15 protein-coding genes are annotated in these 18,119 nt (G+C 44.1%); 14 read left to right on the forward strand and 1 reads right to left on the reverse strand.

Annotated features, from left to right (window positions below):
• The 11 genes from X919_RS0105510 to X919_RS0105565 form a co-directional block, all read left to right on the forward strand.
• The coding region (locus X919_RS0105510; RefSeq protein WP_036917226.1) for a virulence-associated E family protein at positions 1–1,427 on the forward strand (1,427 nt) is incomplete at its 5' end.
• 193 nt (positions 1,428–1,620) lie between these two features.
• On the forward strand, positions 1,621–2,613 hold the full coding sequence (locus tag X919_RS0105515; protein ID WP_028899330.1) for a toprim domain-containing protein: 993 nt from the start codon (positions 1,621–1,623) through the stop codon (positions 2,611–2,613).
• A gap of 4 nt (positions 2,614–2,617) precedes the next feature.
• Positions 2,618–3,088 (forward strand): DUF3408 domain-containing protein, encoded by a 471-nt coding sequence (locus X919_RS0105520; protein WP_028899331.1) that lies wholly within the window; start codon positions 2,618–2,620, stop codon positions 3,086–3,088.
• A gap of 381 nt (positions 3,089–3,469) precedes the next feature.
• A complete protein-coding gene (locus X919_RS0105525) occupies positions 3,470–3,901 on the forward strand; it encodes a plasmid mobilization protein (RefSeq protein ID WP_028899332.1) in 432 nt (143 codons plus the stop codon).
• Entirely contained in the window at positions 3,885–4,964 is a 1,080-nt protein-coding gene (locus tag X919_RS0105530; protein ID WP_028899333.1) for a relaxase/mobilization nuclease domain-containing protein, read from the forward strand. Before X919_RS0105525 ends, X919_RS0105530 begins: the two co-directional genes overlap by 17 nt.
• A 257-nt stretch (positions 4,965–5,221) precedes the next feature.
• The gene (locus tag X919_RS0105535; protein WP_025000178.1) at positions 5,222–6,520 is read left to right on the forward strand and encodes an AAA family ATPase; all 1,299 of its coding nucleotides are present in this window, start codon (positions 5,222–5,224) and stop codon (positions 6,518–6,520) included.
• Positions 6,521–6,524: 4 nt separating this feature from the next.
• Positions 6,525–7,136 carry an RloB family protein gene (locus X919_RS0105540; RefSeq protein WP_028899334.1) on the forward strand — a complete coding sequence of 204 codons (612 nt, stop codon included), beginning with the start codon at positions 6,525–6,527 and terminating at the stop codon, positions 7,134–7,136.
• Positions 7,137–7,223: 87 nt separating this feature from the next.
• Positions 7,224–8,669 (forward strand): hypothetical protein, encoded by a 1,446-nt coding sequence (locus tag X919_RS0105545; RefSeq protein ID WP_025000176.1) that lies wholly within the window; start codon positions 7,224–7,226, stop codon positions 8,667–8,669.
• A 221-nt stretch (positions 8,670–8,890) separates the two neighbouring features.
• Positions 8,891–9,064, forward strand: a complete 174-nt coding sequence (locus tag X919_RS16845) for a hypothetical protein (protein WP_172642716.1) — start codon at positions 8,891–8,893, stop codon at positions 9,062–9,064.
• Positions 9,065–9,348: 284 nt separating this feature from the next.
• Positions 9,349–9,717, forward strand: a complete 369-nt coding sequence (locus X919_RS14895) for a hypothetical protein (protein WP_028899336.1) — start codon at positions 9,349–9,351, stop codon at positions 9,715–9,717.
• 527 nt (positions 9,718–10,244) lie between these two features.
• Positions 10,245–11,867: a DUF6377 domain-containing protein gene (locus X919_RS0105565; RefSeq protein ID WP_028899337.1), complete on the forward strand. Its 1,623-nt coding sequence runs from the start codon at positions 10,245–10,247 to the stop codon at positions 11,865–11,867.
• A 562-nt stretch (positions 11,868–12,429) separates the two neighbouring features.
• Here the strand turns inward: X919_RS0105565 and X919_RS0105570 are convergent.
• Positions 12,430–13,428 carry a metallophosphoesterase family protein gene (locus X919_RS0105570; RefSeq protein ID WP_051502444.1) on the reverse strand — a complete coding sequence of 333 codons (999 nt, stop codon included), beginning with the start codon at positions 13,426–13,428 and terminating at the stop codon, positions 12,430–12,432.
• Between the two features lie 156 nt (positions 13,429–13,584).
• On the opposite strand from X919_RS0105570, the gene X919_RS0105575 reads away from it, so the two are divergent.
• The 3 genes from X919_RS0105575 to metG all read left to right on the forward strand — a co-directional run bounded on the left by X919_RS0105575 (position 13,585) and on the right by metG (position 18,045).
• On the forward strand, positions 13,585–14,256 hold the full coding sequence (locus tag X919_RS0105575; protein ID WP_028899339.1) for a Crp/Fnr family transcriptional regulator: 672 nt from the start codon (positions 13,585–13,587) through the stop codon (positions 14,254–14,256).
• A gap of 3 nt (positions 14,257–14,259) precedes the next feature.
• Positions 14,260–15,825: an RluA family pseudouridine synthase gene (locus tag X919_RS0105580; RefSeq protein ID WP_036917232.1), complete on the forward strand. Its 1,566-nt coding sequence runs from the start codon at positions 14,260–14,262 to the stop codon at positions 15,823–15,825.
• Positions 15,826–15,975: 150 nt separating this feature from the next.
• Entirely contained in the window at positions 15,976–18,045 is a 2,070-nt protein-coding gene (gene metG, locus X919_RS0105585) for a methionine--tRNA ligase (RefSeq protein ID WP_256380400.1), read from the forward strand.
• The last annotated feature ends 74 nt before the right edge of the window (positions 18,046–18,119 follow it).

Below are 18,119 nucleotides of genomic sequence, written 5' to 3' on the forward strand. Positions count from 1 at the left end.
AAGCACTCTCCGAATGCTTGGAACTTTCCAGTTCTCTTCATAACTTCACTCTCGGAAACCAAACCAAGCATATAATGAACAGGAACGCAGATAAAGGCAATTCAGTGGACGAAAATAATACGCCCAAGCAAAGGAAGACTTCCTCCAAAAATGGTGAGATAGAAACCTATCTCTCCTCTTATTATGAGTTTAGGTACAACACGGTGTTGGGGCGAACCGAATACCGAAGCAAGGAAGATGCTCACTTCTCAAAAGTGGGTCGCTATGAAATCAACACGCTCCGCAGGGAACTTGACAACGATGTGGGGATTATCACATCTTCCGACAACCTCTATTCCATTATAGAGAGCAGCTTCTCTCCACGTATCAATCCCATACAGGAGTATTTCAATGGATTGCCCTTGGTGGATATTGGTAATAGCAGAGGTAATTATAGTGGCAATAGCGATAGTTGTAGTCATGGCAGTAGTGGTAATGGTAATAATGAACACAATAACCATTGTGATATTTCTTCCCTTTCACTGAAAGCCATTCCCGAATTGGCAAGTTGCGTAGTTGTGCGCAACTCTGACAAGTGGCTGCCATACCTTACCAAATGGCTCGTGGCTGTGGTCGCCAACGCCATGGACGACCGTGAATGCCGTAACCATACCTGTCTTGTACTGACAGGCGAGCAGGGCAAGTTCAAGACAACTTTCCTTGACTTGCTCTGCCCACCTGCCCTGCATGGTTACAGCTACACGGGAAAGATATATCCGCAAGAGAAGGACACGCTTACCTATATAGGGCAAAACCTCATCGTAAACATTGACGACCAGCTCAAAGCCCTCAACAAGCGTGATGAGAACGAACTGAAAAACCTCATCACCTGCCCGATAGTCAAGTATCGTATGCCCTATGACAAATATGTGGAAGAACACACTCACTTGGCAAGTTTCGTGGCATCGGTAAACGGCAACGACTTTCTTACAGACCCTACAGGAAGCAGACGCTTCCTGCCCTTTGAAGTGCTTTCCATAAATATTGAGAGAGCAAAAGCTATCTCGATGGACAATGTTTATGCGGAAGCCAAAGCCCTGTTAAAGTCAGGTTTTCGCTATTGGTTTGATGATGATGAGATTGCCGAACTATACAGGGAGAGCGAGGATTTCCAAGTGCAGACTGCAGAAATGGAACTACTACTACGCTACTTCGAGAAACCAGCGGAGGATGAAAACTATTCGTTAATGGCCACTACGGAGATACTTACCTATTTGGGTATTTATACTCACCAATCACTTGTTGCCAAGCGTATGGGCGAAGCCTTGAAGAAAGCAGGATACATAAAGGTGAGCAAACGAAGAAACGGAGGTAGCCCCATCTATGTCTACAAAATTAGGAAAATCTTGCCCTGCCCGCTCCTTAAAACTTGTAGTAGCCAAATGTAGTAGAATGTGTAGTATTGTCTTATACTAAAAAGTAACACTGATTATCAATCACTTATCACAGAATAGTATATAGTAAGAAGAAAGATGAAAAAGTTTGGAGGGGAAAAAGTTAGAAAAAGGGAAATTCATTCAAATGCAATCAAATATAATTCAGACAATCGATTATAACTCAATCACTTAAATTATTCAAGCAATGAAAGAAGAAGATTTATCACTCATCAAGCGATACTCCATCGTGGAGTATCTTGAAAGGAAAGGTATCAAACCCATGCGTAGAACACCTTCCTATGCGCTGTACCGCTCACCACTCAGAGAGGAAACGCATCCGAGTTTTAAGGTGGACACAGAGAAGAACCTCTGGATAGACTATGCCGAAGGTAGGGGCGGAAGTATCATTGACCTCTGTATGCGCTTGGAGGGCTGCACGTTATTGGAAGCCATTTGCCGTTTGGGACAAAACGCTTCCGAAAATATAACATATAATTCTTGTAAAGACTTCGTACTAAATAATTTACAACCTGCAATGGCTGCAAATGGGGCAAGGAAAATGATAGAAGTATCAGAAACCTTGCCGCCACATTTGCAGGAGTATCTTGCGAGGGAACGCTGCATTGACATGGAAAAGGCAACGCCTTTCCTCAAATGCATCAGTTACGAGGTAAGGGACAGGCGCTACCAAGCCATTGGCTTTGCCAACCTGTTGGGAGGATATGAGCTCCGAGACAATCACTCGTTCAAGGGAACGATAGCTCCGAAGGACATTACTCCTATATTCACCGACAAGATAATAAACCAAATACAGCCAACTTGTGTGTTCGAGGGTTTTATGGATTTTCTTTCTTTTCTTTCAATGAAAGAAGAAGTAACAAGTGCCTGCCTTGTGCTAAACTCCGTGAGCAATACCGCCAAAGCAATTCGGTATATGAATGCGCAGGGAATATCTTTCATTCGTACCTTTCTTGATAATGACGATGCAGGGCGGAGAGCTGTACAGGAGTTTGCAGGGGCAGGCTTTCATGTTGAGGACATGAGCATACACTACAAGGATTTCAAAGACCTCAACGAGTTTCATGTCAGTCGTGTCCGTGAGCGACAGAAGCATAAAGGGCAGAAACAAGCACACATGTCGGTTACAGACCAAAATCAAAACAAGGAATCAAAACAAGTCAAACATAAAATCAGATAGAGAAATGAAAAAGAAAACAATGATGAATGACAAAGACCTTTCGTGGTTCTTGGACAACCAAGATGATGAAATGGACAATGAGGTAATCCCACAGACGGAAGCACAACCCGTTCCTGTGGAGGAAACAACAACGGACGTAGAAATGAATGAGGACAGTGTTACTCAAGGAGAAGCGGATATCACTTCTGGGCAATCCGAGCATACACGGCATACTGAGAATTTGGCTGTTCAAAGACGTATCAGCTCCAAGATGAGAAAGAAAACACTCGAAGCCTACAAGCAAGCCTATCTTGTGCCGACCAAGTTAAACAACCGTAAGGCGGTCTATCTGAGCAGGGAGACACAGGAACGTGCCGACTTCATTGTGCGTAGATTAGGCGACAGGGGCAGCAACCTTTCAAGCTTTGTGGAGAACATCGTTCGTCAGCATCTGGAGGAATATGGTGAGGACATAGAGAAATGGAGAAGACTGTAATCCGTAAGAAAAGGTAGACGGTTTTCAGGGAAAAGGTCTACCCTTTCTTCAAAATAGGTCTACCTTTTCGAGCAAATAGATCTACCTTTTTTGCTAAAAGGGTCTACCCTTTCTTCTTCGGCTAAGTTCTCTATGAGAATGCCACGAATGCAGTTAGTCATAGAATGCACGGCATTCGTTTTTAGGCTATAAAACGTTTTAAGCGTATATAATTTGTTCGGTAGCATTGCAAGACGTCAGTTTGTACCCACAAACTGCTCTTGCTCCCCTCGTCAGACTGTCGGGGAGATAAGACCGTAATCACTCCGTTCTCATCGGTCAGCATTCAGAAATTAAGAGACAATGAATCATCTATAATGATTAACTTTCAAAGAAGCTTATATGAACAGATATAATAAAAAGACTGCCAAATGGCAGCAACAGAATAAGGAAGAGCAGAAGATGAACAAGACAGAGTTCATCAAAGTAAGATGCACCTCAGAGGAAAAGCAGCGTATCAAGTCAAAGGCGGAAAGTGCGGGACGTAAGTTCTCCGATTACTGTCGTGAGATACTCCTAAATGGAGAGGTGGCAGCCGTTCCTAAGATGACAGAAAATGAGAGGGAAGCCATTTGTATACTTCAGCATACAGGACGGTTCTATGGACAGATTTCTAACCTCATCAAAGTAAAAGATGAGAGATGGGTACATATTACACAGAACCTTTCGCTATGTGCCAAAGAGGCATTTAAGCGGTTTTACACCCCCCATTTTCATGTGGACGATGAGGTATATAAGGTCTTAAATCTAACAAAAAATGATAGGAAAATGTAAGGCGATAGCGCATGGCAGCACGGCTTTAGACTATATTTTCAGAGAGGGTAAACTCGGCAGTCGGCTTGCCTTCCACAACCTTTGCAGCAGGGAGCCAAAGACTATCTATGAGGAAATGAAAGTGGTCAGCGACTATAACAGCCGTTGCAGGAACAAGTTCCTGCGCATCGAAATTGGTATCGCACCACAAGACGAGAAAAGACTGCCTGTATCCGAGCTTATGGGAATAGCCCATCTGTTTGCCAAGCGAATGGGACTTGACAACCACCAATGGGTGGCGGTAACGCACAAGGACACCGACAACAGACATATTCACATTATTGCCAACCGCATCAGCCTTTACGGAGAAGTCTATGACACCACTTTTGTGAGCAACAGGGCAGCGAGAGTGGCGGAGGAAATAAGCAGGGAGAAAGGCTTGACCATCGCAAAGGAGATTAAGGCGGAAAGGAAATACCAAAAGGCAAAAGTCAGCCAGACGAGAGAGCAAGCAAAGAAAGTGGTGCAACAAATCTGTTATTCCATGCTTGACAAGTACAGAGATACAGGCATCACGGGGTATTCCATGTTCCTTTATGAATTGAACAAAAACGGCATTACCATAGAGCGTATGAAGAATAAGCAGGGCAAGGTATATGGCTTGAAGTTCTCCTTCAATGGACAAAGCTTCAAGGCTTCCGAAATCGGCAGGGAATTCGGCTACCGTTCCTTGCAAAAGAACTTTGAAGTAGCCAATAAAGCCGAAACAAAGGAGACGATAACAAAAGCTCACACAATGGCACACGAGACTGCAAAAGATAAAACTCACTCAGACACAGGCTATCAACTTGTTCCTCCCAGTCGTTCATACATACCGCCTACAAAAGCAAACGAAGGCTCTTCTATTGCACAAGCCGTAGGAAATGTAGCAAGCACCGCCTTGAATGCTGCCGAAGAAATGATTTTGGGAGCAGGTGGACTTATTAATCCACAGACACACGGTGATGATTATGCCGAGATGGCTTGGCAACGAAAACTCAGAAACCAAGCCAAGAAAAAGAAGAAAATAAGAAGAGGACTGTGATGGTAAATACATTAAAGATCTGAAATAAACTATTGGAAACTATCCATCGTAAATAAATTAGGCGATGGTGCAAATAACACATGATAATTGCCTTCAAAATTACACACTGTGAATTTCTAAAAAACACACCAAATAATTGGTCTAAATATTATTTTGTTTATATATATTGTAATTTAAATACGAAAAAGCTAAATATAATTTGCGGAATTAATTTTTATTTGTACCTTTACACCGTATAACAGATAAATTCAACGATTATGATAGCAGAATTCAGCATTGAGAATTTTTTCTCCATTAAATCGGCTCAGAAAATCAGTTTTGAGCCATCGGCAGATACTTTTATGTCTGATGAGTATTCGTATGAAGTTAAAGAAGGGGTAAGATTGCTGAAAGTAGGCATCATCTATGGTGCCAATGCTTCCGGTAAAACAAATATATTAAACGCCATCGAATTCTTCAAAATGTTGGTTTTGAGAATGCCTAAAGATCGGAATGAGAAAACCGGAGTAGTTCCTTTTATGCTGGATAACACTTCGAGGAATGAAACGACAAAGATGTCTATGGTGTTCTATATCAATCAATCGAAGTATATTCTTAGTTTTGAGTTGGATGCAAAGCACATTTATTCCGAGGCATTGATTGTTTATGATTCCATTCGCCCTACCAAATTGTATAATCGAAGTTATGATGTTGCGACAGATTCCACGACCATCGACTTTGGCGTGAATCTGAAAATGACAAAGAAAAGTCAAGATGTGATTTCCGGAAACACAATCAATAATTGCAGTGTGCTTGCCGCATTTGGAAAAAGCAATGTGGAACGCACTAGGCTGAATGATGTGTACGACTATTTTACCGAACAGGTAAAAGAAGTATTGGCTCCTGGTATGCGACTTTCGAGATATGTCAAATCACGATTGGATAAAGACGAAACAGGAGATTTAAAGAGATTCATTTTAAACTTCCTGAAAGCATCCGATTTCAATATAGAAGATGTTGTATTGCACGAGGAGGAAGAACTAATAACCCCTGAATTGGAACAGTTGATTCAGAATGCCCCTATTGATAAAGAGGCAAAGGCAGAAATGCTAAGGAAGGGTAAAATTACAAATACGGAGCTGACCTTCAAGCATAAGGCAGGCGACAAAGTATATGATTTATCGGAAGAATACGAATCCAATGGCACTATGAGGTTCTTGGGAATGGCAGTAATACTGAATTTCTTGTTAAAGACCAATCGATTTGTGTCTATCGATGAAGTAGAAACAAGTATTCACTATGAGCTGTTAGCTTATTTCATAAAAGTATTTTTGGCAAACAGTAACGGAACATCCCAGATGCTCTTGACTACACATGATATCAATCTTCTCAATGAGGATTTCATTCGCCGTGATACGATATGGTTCACTGATAAAGATGAATTCGGAGAAACTAAAATTGTGCGTCTTTCTTCTCTTGGGCTGCATAAGAATCTTTCCCCATACAATGCCTACAAGCAGGGAAAGTTAGTAAAGCTGCCGTTCTTGGGTAGTCAATATATCAACCTAAATGACTAATGATATGGGACGGACAGTAACAAAAAGTATCGCCATCATAGGCGAAGGGGAAACAGAATGGTTCTATTTCGATTCTCTGAGGATTATATGTCGCTATCCCTTCAAGGTTGCGCCAGCTTTTCCACAACATAGTGACATTTATCATATACTGAAATTAGTAGAATCCTATCTGAGCAAGCAATATGATTATATCGTATGCTTGTTTGATATGGACAGACTATTTAAGTATTCCTCTGAAATGCATCTATATCAGCGTGCAAAGAAGAAATATGCTGCAAAGAAATATGTCGGACAGGTGATGTTTGTAGAAACGAATCCTTGCACGGAATTTTGGTTTTTGCTCCACTTCTTACCTAATGTGGTTTGTCGGCGATATGAGAGTTACGAACAACTGCTTCCCGAATTGCAGAAATATATGCCAGGATATGAAAAGACCAAACGGTATTTCATACGTACCAATCTCTATAAATACTTGATAGAGAATGGTAACTTGGAACGAGCGATATCAAATTCTGAAAAGTTGTGCCAACTCTGCAAGGAATCGCCGGAGGATTTGAAGGCATATTCAGAAATACATAAAGCTATTGAATTACTTAATACACTCATTATAAGATAGTTGTTAAAAAGATTAGTTATTTGGCTTCCGTTAAAAACAGGCAGCATCTATTAACCATAAATTAGAAACTTATAATTGACAATAAGCATGGCATTAACATACAGTAGGTTTTTTAAGGTAAAGCATAGGGATTTTGTAAAAAAAGGGGTATATAATGCCTTTTTGGATCAAGACTCCTTGCTTCATATAGATCCGCTTCTTCTGAAAGGAAGTGAGATACCCGAATTTAAGAATGCATATACAGAATTCTTTAACTATTTTAGATTATTTATACCTTTAGTAAAAGCTTCAAAAGCTGACAATCTTCAGGACCGTTTCTTTAATCAAATGGTAAAAAGATTTACTTTCAAGGAAATCCCAAATACAGGATTGGGATTTTCAAAAGGTAATACAAGAGGAAGGGGTATCAGTGGCACTATTTCCATACAACTTGCCCATAGTGCATACACCATCATAAAGGCGGGTATTGAAGATCCTGAAATCTTTGGTTTAATGCAACTAATAGAGGATAATATGGCAGCTGATAGAATCAGTGACATGGCCATTGCCATCCTTCAAAGACACTTTCTTGAGTATACACAAAGAATAGCTCTGGAAATGGGACTAACAACTCATTCTTATACATTCGAGTATGGGGTCATGTTCCAAATCCCTTTCTACAAAGATAAGCCTATTCATTTTATTCCGGAATCATTTTTAGCAAATCTTCCCGTTGCACATGATTTTGAAGAGATAGACAATGTGTGTAATTATAATAATCGGCTCAAAAGAAAGATTGCAGAATTGATTGGTGTTAATTGGGCCGAGTACAAGGACTACAAAAAGAAAGATTGGAAGAATCTTATCGTTGGCAATAAAGATTGTTATAAAGCAGCAATTAGTTTCTATAAGAATCTCAATGCAATACCGTATGATTTCACAGCAGACAATAAGAAGCAATACCAAGTTGTATTGCTTCAAGAGCTATTGGACGAGATTCCATTCCAAAAGCCAACTGAGTATGAGAACGAAGAGGAGGAAGTTTATAAGCTCACGCTGGCAATGTGTCATCAATTCAAACATTTAGTTGAACACAATAGGATTTCGGAGTTGTTCTATCGAAATAATCGGACTCCGGACGAAACAGATTGGCAGCTTCTGCTATATACTGTGGCTGATACGTACAAAATAGCAGGTAATTTAGACCTATCTATAACACGAGAGGATAATCCTGGTGTTGGTGAGATTGATTTCCATATAACCAAAGGTTCAAGGGCAAATTCAGTTATAGAGATAAAACGTTCTACTAATGAAAATCTCATTCATGGGTATCGAACTCAGTTGCCTGCCTATATGAAAGCAGAAAGAGCACAATCAGGCATATTCATGGTAATCATGGAAAAGGATAATATTGATGAGATTAAACAGAAAATTGGAGAAGTGCAAAAGGATATGGAAAATAAAGGTGAGTATATACCTGAGATTGTCTATATCAATGGTATGCGACAATATTCTGCAAGTAACAGAAACTATATAAATCCAGAAATAGAATAAGAGTTCAATAAAGATTCCTCACGAAGCATTGGCTGACAGAAAATAAGGTGCATTGAATTACACCACATGAAAATGCAGCCATACAGCAGATGGAGTGTTATCGTGAGCATCTAAAAATCATTGTGCTTACCTTGAAATGATAAACTATCGAATTTAAACGAACAAGTATAATAGCGTGTTCTTGGCTATATAATTCAAGGACAAAAATTAGAAGGTTAGATATGGCTACAAATCCACCGTCAGGAGACGGACATCGCAAGGGCGCAGTGAGAAAACGTTCGCAGGTTTTTAATCCCAAAACAGAACAATGGGTAAAACGGGATAAAGATACAGGACGCTTTATCGACGTCAAACAGAATGGTACACCTTTTAAGGGCGTAACTAAAGAAAAGTAAATTTTTAACGAGGGCAAGAGTATGATGTTTGCCCTCGTTTATTTTTACATAGGTTTTAGCGTTGATTCTATGAAGGAGGTTTTAGTGTCTGATAGACCGTATTTCGTATAAAGTTTAATGTCTATTTTGGTAACACTATTATTTTAGATCTCTGCAAAAAACAATCAAACAGAGAGACCATAGAGATAACTCGCAAATTATCATTAGTAACAATTGGGTGTGAAAAGACTTTTGCAGAGGTCTCATATTGATTTTGCCGATAATAAGTTTGAAGTTGTGATGAAATGATAGGTGAAACGAAGAAAACCGAGACATTTGTTGCAGCCATACCGTTCGGTCATTGCGCCTACAGCGAAGCTGTATCGTCGCAATGCAAGGAAGACTTGATAAAGGGATGTAAGAATACCATACAATATTTTGAAGGTGTTCCTGGAGCCATAATCCCCGAAATAATCCGAAAGCAGATGTCATACAAAGCGACCGTAACGAGCCTGTCATTAATGATGATTTTGTCGCCTTTGCTGAAGATTGTAGCTGTGCGGTCTATCCTGCCCGTGTACGTCCCCAACAAAGCCTTGGTTGAAAATGCTGTAAAACCTCTCTACCGTTCCGTTTATTTTAATATGAGAATGGTTTTCTTCAGTCTGGATTAGTTCAATATTGCCATCATATTTCCCTGCTTGATTTCAATGAAAGGGTGAAGGCTGGCGGAAGATACCATGTAAGGGGAATATTTCTGCACAGCGAAAAAACTATCTTCGTCCGCTTTTTCAGAAACATTACGTGATGAAAGAGAGAAAACCCATGATCGTAGTAAGAATTTCTGTTCTTTGCCATTTAGCCAACAGATAAAGAGAAATCTTCATCAAAAACGCTTGTTATTCAAAACAAATGATTATCTTTGCAAATAGAATAACAAGCGTTCTTTGTTAATGTAGAAACATGCGACAGAAAGCATTTCGCTCGTTTCCAAATCGTTACCCATTTAGTTTGTATTATGAGGTAATTTCTTCTTTCTCAATTAGATACAATTTAGAAATCATCTTGATGTGTAATTGGTATGCTTTTGTGCAACCATTTGCTGTGTGAAGTGAATAATCGCAGGAGGAGCGATGGGAGTGTTGCAGAAATATTGTAACTTTGTGCAACGAGAACAACAAACAAAGTCCCCACAACGGGCATGAACACAAAAATGCATCACATGAAAAATGGCACGCTCTTCGGCTTCCTACTGTGCCTCATCGCGCTATGGCCGACCGCAATTTGTGCAGAAAACAGCGCCACTAATCCGGCACAGATGCTGCAAAAGCTGGATGAAAGCCTAACAAAAAAGATGCAATACGAACAGCAAAAGCTGCAACGCATTGCGCAACTGAAAGCACAACTCCCACGCACCTTTGACAGCAAACGCTACGTGCTTTTGCGACAACTCTACAAGGAATATGCCTCCTACCAGTACGATTCGGCCTACACCTACGCACTGCAACTGAACCAAATGGCACTGCAACTGTGCAGTCAAGACTTCCACATCGAAGCTCAATGTGCGCAGGTGTTTTGCCTGCTTTCAGCCGGATTGTTTCACGAAGGCGTCGCCACGCTGCAACAAATCGACACCAACCACGCCACAGCTCCCTATCGAAAGCTCTATTTTACCACCGCAGCTCGCCTCTATTATGATTTGGCCGATTACACCCATGCCGCTCCTTACGCTGGCGAATACATTGCTAAGGGTTCTGTTTTCACCGACTCGTTGCTCCACTATCTGCCGCGAAACAGCGATGAATGGCTCTACGCTTCAGCCATGCAAGCCATGAAATGGCGCCATTTCACAACGAGCAATCGTTATTTCAAACAGCTGCTTTCGCGCAACCATGTCGATGCCCATACACGCGCCATCATCACCTCTTGCATGGGATGGACCAAGCTTTTCCAGCACCAACAGAGCGCGGCCATCTGCCTGTTAGCGCAGGCTGCCATCTATGATAACGTCTCGGCAACCCGCGAAACCACCGCCCTATGCACGCTGGCGCGCATGCTTTATGAGCAAGGCGACATTCAACGAGCCACCGAATATGTGCGCCAATCGCTGCAAAATGCCAACTTCTATGGTGCACGCCAGCGCGTTATCGAGGTGAGTGGCATCTTGCCCATCATCGAACAAGACCGCTATCGCATGGTCGAAAACCAGCGCAACGCCTTGGCTTCCACAGCTATCATCGCCTTGTTGTTTGTCGTTGCCCTGCTCGTCTTCACCTATTTCATTCGCCGACAAATGCGCAAAACCAAGCAGGCGCAGGCTGTTATTGCACAACGCAAAGCCGAACTGGAGCGCATCAACGCCCAATTGCGCGAAGCCAACACCATCAAAGACGAATACATCGGCCAGTCGTTTTATGCCAATGCCGAATATATCAATAAGGTTGAGAAGCTCTATCGCACCATCGATGCAAAGATTGCAACGCGACAATTTGCCGATTTGCGCGCCTCGTTGAAAGAAAAGCAGCTCATTGACGAGCGCCAATCCATGTTCGAAGACTTCGATAAGACCTTTCTAAACCTCTTCCCTCATTTCATCACACGCTACAATCAGCTTTTCGATGACGCACCAGCGCACGAGAAAACCAACACGCTGACCACCGAAATGCGCATCTTTGCACTCATCCGTTTGGGCATCAACGACTCCGAACGCATTGCCAAATTTCTGCACTATAGCATCCACACCATCAACACTTATAAGACACGTGTGAAGAACAAATCGAAGGTAGACAACGACCAATTCGAAGCAAAAATCATGGAAATATAAGTCCGCTTGATACCATTTTGCACTGCATGGCGCACAAAGCTGCACACTTCAGCCCCAAGATAAGGTGCACGGCAGCCCATTTTCACGCCCGAATCATCCCGGCTTTTGCGCCAAAATCATGCTGCTACACCCTGTAACGGCACTGCTTTTGCGAAAAAACACCCAACTACACCCCGTAACTGGGGCACTTTTTTACAAAAACACCCAACTACACCCCGTTATGATATGGTTTTCAAAATAAAACTCCCAACTACACCCTGTAGTTGGGTTGCTTTTGCGAAAAACTCCCGAACTACACCCCGTAACTGGGCTACTTTTTACAAAACCACCCCAACTACACCCCGTAGTTGGGTGGTTTTTGCGAAAAGTCCCCGAACTACACCACGTAGTTGGGCCATTTTTGTGCAAAACAAGGCACTGTTGGAGTGCAAATCAGGATGAAATGGCCAACAAATGCCTTTTTTATCGGGCGAAGAACGCGGGTAAAAATGGCGAGCAAGTGCCTGTTATCAGGCAGAGAGCACAGCTGAAATGGCGAGCGATGTGGGCAACACCGCTGCGCTTATCGTGTGCCTTCGCGCTTCTTCCAATCGTCCTTAGTATAACTATCGGGATAGGTTGTCTCATAAAGAATGCGTCCGCCGCGCTCCCGAATATACGTGTCGAAGCTGCGTTTCCCCTCATAAAGCACTATCACGCGCGCGCCATTGCGCAGATGATTGTACTCGGTGTTGCCGCCCGAGAAGCGTCCATGGGCCAGCAACACGCGGTAATACATCAGCGAATAGTCATTATCGTGGTCGTGACCACAGAAGATTCCCATCACATCGCCACACTCCTTCACGGCCGAAAACATGCCGCTATTGAGGTTGGGTGCATAGGCTTTCTCCATGCGTGTGCCGATTAAAGTCACTTGTGTGTTGGCTACGGCGTCGTTATATTCGGGCAACGGATAGTGCATAAACATCAAACTATTGATGGGTTTGCCGCCATTTCGCTGGGTAAACGTGCCCGACCATCGGCGATAACGGGCAATCTGGTCGGCCGTCAGCCACTGATAGCCTCCCACACCTGCCATCTTGTTGTAGGCATGTGTGTCCATACAATAGAGCACTGCGCCCACCTTCGTGCCCGAAGTCGACTGAATCGCCAAGGCATAATCGAGCGCATTGCCCACCCGTTTGGGCTGCACGCAATAGGTATTCTGCTGCGCTAAGTCATAAAGTTGCGTAACAGGCGTGCCCTGTTCGGGGTCATGATTGCCCAAAAGATAGCAAAAGGGCGTTTTTAAGTCGGTCAACACCTTAAGCACTTCCTGCAAACACGCGTTGCCAGGTGACGAATAAATGATGTCACCAGTGAGCACAATGAGGTCGGGTTTCTCGGCCGTCACCACTTCAATAATGTTATCTGTGCCCTCTTTCGATGCAGGATTACCCTGTTTGTAATGCAAATCGGTGAACTGAACAATCTTAAACTTTCCATTTTTAAAGTGCAAATTCTGCGCTTGAATGCCACTCAAACAACCAAAGAACAAGGCTGCAGCCATCCATTTTTTCATTCCCATTTTTCTGAATTTTCGGCCAAAGTTACAGCTTTTCTATGAGTTGAGTCCGCCAAAATCGGTTTTTATTATTATTTTTGCATGGCGCAATGCAGGCGTTACCCATGCGTCACAGCGCACATTTCTTTGATTTCATTTTAAGATATTTTCCCTATGATCAATGATTCTGTCATGCATGCTCTGCGACATTGTCCGCTATTTTCGGGCATGAGTGAAGTGAGTATAGAGTTGGCTTTGGGCAGCATTGCCTATCAAATTGTGAGTCTTGAGAAGCGCGATGTTTATGCCTTGGCCGGCATGCCCTGCCATTTTGCCGACATTGTGGTCAAAGGTTCGCTGGTTTGTCGCATGGCTTCGATTAGCGGAAAACAAGTGGAGGTGAGCCGATTGCAGGCCGGCGACATCGTGGCTCCAGCGTTTATCTTCGCCAAAAACAACGCCATGCCCGTAAGTGTTGAAACCGATAGCGAGGTGAAGTTGCTGCGCATGACACCACAAACGCTGCAACAGCTCATGGATAAAGCACCCGATATCCGCATGAATTTCATTCAAACCCTCTCCAACATCGACGTGTTCCTCACGCACAAAATGAAGGTGTTGAGCCTTTTCACTGTGAGAGAGAAGGTGGCTTACTTGCTGTTGGAGACGGCAGGCGAGCAAAATTCGAACACCATTAAGTTGCAACGCAGCCGACAAGAGATAGCTAATTCGTTTGGTATTCAGAAGTTTTCGTTGCTGCGCGTGCTCAATGCGTTTGAAAAAGAGGGCGCTATTCGCATTGCAGGGAAGACCATTGAGATTCTACATCGTGAGAAATTGAAATAAAATATGCTCCATCTCCTGCCCAGCACAACAACCCATTTGCCCACAACGCTCAACAATCCATTCTATTATTCGCCCACACCCGTGTGTCGAGAAGCCGTAGAACGCGTCAAACAATGGATTGCAAAGGCGCCTATTTCGTTTCAACAAGAGGTAGAACAAGGCAAGATGTTTGGTGTGTTGGTGGTAGAAACGCAAGGCAAAATAGGCTTCTTAGCGGGCTATAGCGGGCAGATTTGTGGGCGTAGCGATTGGGATTATTTTGTGCCAGCTATAGTGGATTATCTACAAGATGGGGGCTATTTCAAACGTCATGAGGCTGACATCACGCTGCTCAATCAACGCATTGCAGCCCTAACCACACAGGAAAGTTATGTGCAAAGTCGACACGATGTAGCAGCATTGCAAACCGAAATTACCCAGCACATTGCTGCGGCTCAAGCGCAGATGCAGCAAGAAAAAGCACAACGCCCAGCCGTGTTAACCCCTGAACTCATCCGCCGTTCGCAGTTCCTCAAGGCCGAATTGCATCGTTACAAGGTGCAGAGCAAGGCGGCATTAGCCGAAAAACAGGCACTTGTTGCTGCGCACGAAGCAGAGATTGCAGCCCTGAAAGCCAAACGAAAAGACATGAGTGACGCCCTGCAGCAATGGTTATTCAAGCAGTTTGTGCTATGCAATCATCGGGGCGAGCGCCGCAACCTGCTCGACATTTTCCACCCACAAGTGCCACCAGCAGGTAGCGGTGAGTGTTGCGAACCACGCTTGTTGCACTACGCTTTCACCCACAAGTTGCGCCCTGTGAGCATGGCTATGTTCTGGATGGGGCGCAGTCCACAAAGCGAAGTGCGCCATGCACAGCAGTTCTATCCTGCTTGTAACAGCAAATGCAAGCCCATCTTGTCTTGGATGTTAGCTGGCTTTCCTATGGAGCGCAACCCACTTGACACCACGATTGCACAGCCCATCCGCATCCTTCACAAAGAAAAGAGCTTTGCAGTGGTGTGCAAACCTGCTGGCATGTTGAGTGTTCCTGGGAAACAGGTCAGCCAAAGTGTCCTTGAATGGGCAAAACAACACTTTCCAAATGCCACCGGACCACTCATCGTTCACCGCTTAGACATGGCTACAAGTGGACTCATGGTGGTGGCGCTCACCATGGAAAGCTATCACCACTTGCAACGGCAATTCAAAGAACACCGCGTTAAAAAGCGCTACGTAGCCCTATTATCACGCCCCTTTGCTGCCCCCATTGAAGGAGACATCTCATTGCCTTTACGTCCCGATTTCGCCGATCGTCCTCGACAAATGGTCGACAAAGTTGATGGGAAAACAGCCATCACACATTACCACTACCAAGGCCATCAGCGCATTTTCTTATATCCCCAAACGGGACGAACACATCAACTGCGCATGCATTGCGCGCATGCCGAAGGGCTCAACAATCCCATTGTGGGCGATGCCCTCTACGGAACACCCAGCCAACGCCTGCTGTTACATGCCGAAACGCTGCAGTTCTTTCATCCCGAAACAGGTGAGCTACTTACCTTTCATGCGCCACCCGACTTCTAATCCCTTTAGAAACCCATTCAAAAAAGCGATGACTTTGCCACGCAAAAGCATAGCTTTTAGTACACAAACAAGCGCAAATTACCCAGCAAAAGCGATGGTTTTCCGCCCTTTTTTGCGTAATTTTGCAGCCAAAGCAATAAAGTTTACAAGATAACAATGAAGGAAACGCAGTTTAAACGCACCACCGTTACGGCGGCTTTGCCCTATGCTAACGGAGGCGTTCACATTGGCCATTTGGCAGGAGTCTATGTGCCTGCAGATATTTATGTGCGCTATTTGCGCCTCAAAAAACAAGAGGTGATGTTCGTTTGCGGTAGCGATGAGCATGGTGTGCCCATCACTATCCGTGCGAAGAAAGAGGGCATCACGCCGCAAGACGTGTGCGACCGCTACCACGAGCTCATCAAAAAGTCATTCGAGGCGTTTGGCATCAGCTTCGATATCTATAGCCGAACAACCAGCAAAACACATCATCAGTTTGCCAGCGACTTCTTTAAAAAGCTCTATGATGAAGGAAAATTGGTGGAGAAAGAGACCGAACAATACTACGATGAGCAGGCTCATCAGTTCTTAGCCGACCGCTATATCATGGGCGAATGCCCCTATTGTCACAACGAAAACGCATACGGCGACCAGTGTGAGCGCTGCGGTCACGACCTCAGCCCAATGGAATTGATCAATCCCCACTCCACCATTTCGGGGTCGAAGCCTGTCATTCGTCCCACGAAGAACTGGTATCTGCCCCTCAATCAATACCAGCCTTGGCTGAAAAAGTGGATTCTTGACGACCATTCTGAATGGCGTTCCAACGTATATGGTCAGTGTAAGAGCTGGCTTGACATGGACTTACAGCCGCGAGCCATGACACGTGACTTGGAATGGGGCATTCCTGTTCCCATTAAAGGCGCCGAAGGAAAAGTGCTTTATGTGTGGTTTGATGCCCCCATCGGCTACATTTCCAACACCATTGAGCTGTGCAAGGCGCACCCCGAACGCTTTGGTTCGTGGGAGAAATGGTGGAAACAGCCCGACACACGCTTGGTGCATTTCATCGGAAAAGATAACATTGTGTTCCATTGCATCATCTTCCCCTCCATGCTAAAAGCTTATGGTGACTTTATTTTGCCCGACAATGTGCCGGCCAATGAGTTCTTAAATTTGGAGGATGACAAGATTTCTACCAGCCGAAACTGGGCCGTTTGGCTGCACGAATATTTGCAAGACATGCCTGGAAAGCAAGATGTTTTGCGCTATGTGCTCACGGCAAATGCGCCCGAAACGAAGGATAATAACTTCACTTGGCGCGATTTTCAGGAGCGAAACAACTCGGAACTTGTGGCCATCTATGGCAACTTTGTCAATCGTGCCTTGCAACTCACAAAGAAATATTGGAATGGTGTGGTTCCGGCTTGCGGAGAATTGCAAGATGTTGACCGCCAGACGCTGGCCGAATTTACTGATGTAAAAGCGAAGTTAGAGGGCTATTTAGACCAGTTTAAATTTCGCGAAGCGCAGAAAGAAGCCATGAACTTGGCACGCATCGGCAACAAATATATCACCGAATGTGAGCCATGGAAGGTGTGGAAGACTGATGCTAAGCGCGTCGAAACCATCCTTTATATCTCCCTTCAGCTTGTGGCTAACCTCGCCATTGCATTCGAACCGTTCTTGCCTTTCTCATCCGAAAAGCTGCGCCACCTTATTAATATGGAGGCTTTCGATTGGGTCGAATTAGGCAAAACCGACCTGCTCAAGGCCGGACATCAATTAGCTGAGCCCGAATTACTCTTCGAAAAGCTCGAAGATGACGTCATACAAAAGCAGTTAGACAAGCTCGAAGCCACCCGAAAAGCCAATGAAACGGCGGCCTATCATGCTGCACCCGTGAAAGAAACAGCATCGTTTGACGACTTCGAAAAGCTGGATATTCGTGTCGGGCACATCAAACATTGCGAGAAAGTGAAGAAGAGCAAGAAACTGTTACAATTCACTATCGACGATGGAACGGGTGTGGATCGCACCATTTTGAGTGGCATCGCCGCCTATTATGAGCCCGAACAGCTCGTGGGTAAGGATGTGCTTTTCGTAGCAAACTTTGCTCCTCGCACGATGATGGGCATCGAAAGCCAAGGTATGATCCTAAGTGCTGTGAACGCAGATGGAACACTTTCGGTCACAACGACGATCGATAAAGTGAATCCCGGCAGCCAAGTGGGCTAACCATTCACGCTCAACAAGCCACCCTATACCATCAACAGCACGGTTATTCTGCTCGAATAGCCGTGCTGTTTTTG

It is taken from the genome of Prevotella sp. HJM029, from assembly GCF_000599605.1.
Classification (GTDB): Bacteria; Bacteroidota; Bacteroidia; order Bacteroidales; family Bacteroidaceae; genus Prevotella.